Origin of the sequence: Sphingomonas sp. (genome assembly GCF_040398505.1) — a bacterium.
In the GTDB taxonomy this organism is placed as follows: Bacteria; Pseudomonadota; Alphaproteobacteria; order Sphingomonadales; family Sphingomonadaceae; genus Sphingomonas.
Genome location: NZ_JBBATX010000137.1, coordinates 4,685 through 6,160, shown reverse-complemented (window position 1 = coordinate 6,160; position 1,476 = coordinate 4,685). Strand labels below are relative to the sequence as shown.

The 1,476-nt window shown below is 68.7% G+C and carries 2 protein-coding genes; both read right to left on the bottom strand.

Annotated features, from left to right (window positions below; genetic code table 11):
- Positions 1-905 (bottom strand): phytoene/squalene synthase family protein (locus ABWP09_RS13060; RefSeq protein ID WP_353205562.1); only part of this gene is annotated, 905 nt, incomplete at its 3' end.
- 100 nt (positions 906-1,005) lie between these two features.
- Positions 1,006-1,476, bottom strand: a 471-nt coding sequence (locus tag ABWP09_RS13055) for an LOG family protein (RefSeq protein WP_353205561.1), incomplete at its 5' end; no start/stop codon positions are given.

Sequence of the window (1,476 nt, the reverse complement as noted above, 5' to 3'; positions counted from 1 at the left end):
GGATAGAGCGCGTGCCGCCGTAGCGCTTGCCGCCAGGCGCGGGCCATCATGCCGAGCTTCGCCGCGCCCGATGTCGACACGCGCGTGTCCCACGCGCGCGCGCCGAGCGCGGCCACTTGCCGTGCGATCGCGCCGTAAATGTCCGCCGCCGCGAGCACCGCCCAGGCCGAGCGGAATGCCAAAGCCGGGGTCCCAAAGCGCGCGCTCGTTTCATACGCCGCCGCGCGTTCGGCGAGGCGCGCGCCGAGTGCGCCAAGCTTGTCGCGGTATTGCGCCGCCAGCAGATCGTCCGCCGCAATGCCGGCTTCGTTGAGCCAGTCCTGCGGCAAATAACAGCGCCCGGCCCGCGCATCCTCGGCCACGTCGCGCGCGATGTTCGCCAGCTGGAAGGCCATCCCCAGATCGCAGGCACGGTCTAATGTGGCGTCATCGTCGCGCGAGACCCCCATCGCCAGCGCCATCATGCACCCGACGACGCCTGCGACATGGTAGCAATACAGGTACAGATCCTGCTCGGTCTGCGGTCGCCAGTCCTGCGCATCGAGCGCGAAGCCCGCGATCAGATCGCGCGGCAAAGCCGGGGGCAGCTTCACCTCGGCGGCGAACAGCCGGAGCGCGTCGAAGGCGGGATCACCAACCACCTCCCCGGCCAGCGCCGCCTCGGTCTTGGCGCTGATCTCGGCCAGCCGCACCGGGCCATCGCTGACGCCGGTCATGCCGTGGCCATGGTCCTGCCCGTCGGCAATGTCGTCGCACGCGCGGCACCACGCATAGAGCAGCCACGCGCGTTCGCGATTCGCACGGTCGAACAAGCGGCTGGCTGCGGCGAAACTGCGCGATCCGCGCGCGATCGCTTCCTGCGCAGTCGCGACGATCGCGGCGCGGCTTGGTGATGGATCGGTCACCCTCACCCTTCCGCGGCTACGCCGCTCCCTCCCTCTCCCACCGGGAGAGGGAAGGGGCCCGCGATGCGAAGCGTCGTGGGAAGGGTGAGGGTGACGGCATTCAAAGGTCCTTCGCGCCGATCTTGGTGATCGTCGTCACCGGCACGTGGCGCGCCATCTGCGCCAGCAACCCGTCGAGCGCGGTATCGACGATCAGAATGTCGCGGTGCTGCGCGCGCAGAAAACCGACCTCGGCCATGTGGTGATAAAACGCCACGAGATGATCGTAATAGCCGGCGATGTTGAGCAGCCCGACCGGCTTGGCATGATAGCCGATCTGCGCCCAGCTCAGCGCCTCCCACAATTCGTCCATCGTGCCGGTGCCGCCCGGCAGATTGACGAAGCCGTCGCTCAGATCGGTGAACGCCTGCTTGCGCTGGTGCATCGTCCCGACGACGTGCAGCTCGGTACAGCCTTGGTGCGCGACTTCGGCATCGACCAAGGCCTGCGGGATGATCCCGATCACCTCCCCGCCTGCCGCCAGCGCGCTATCGGCGACCGCGCCCATCAGCCCGAGCCGCCCGCCGCCATA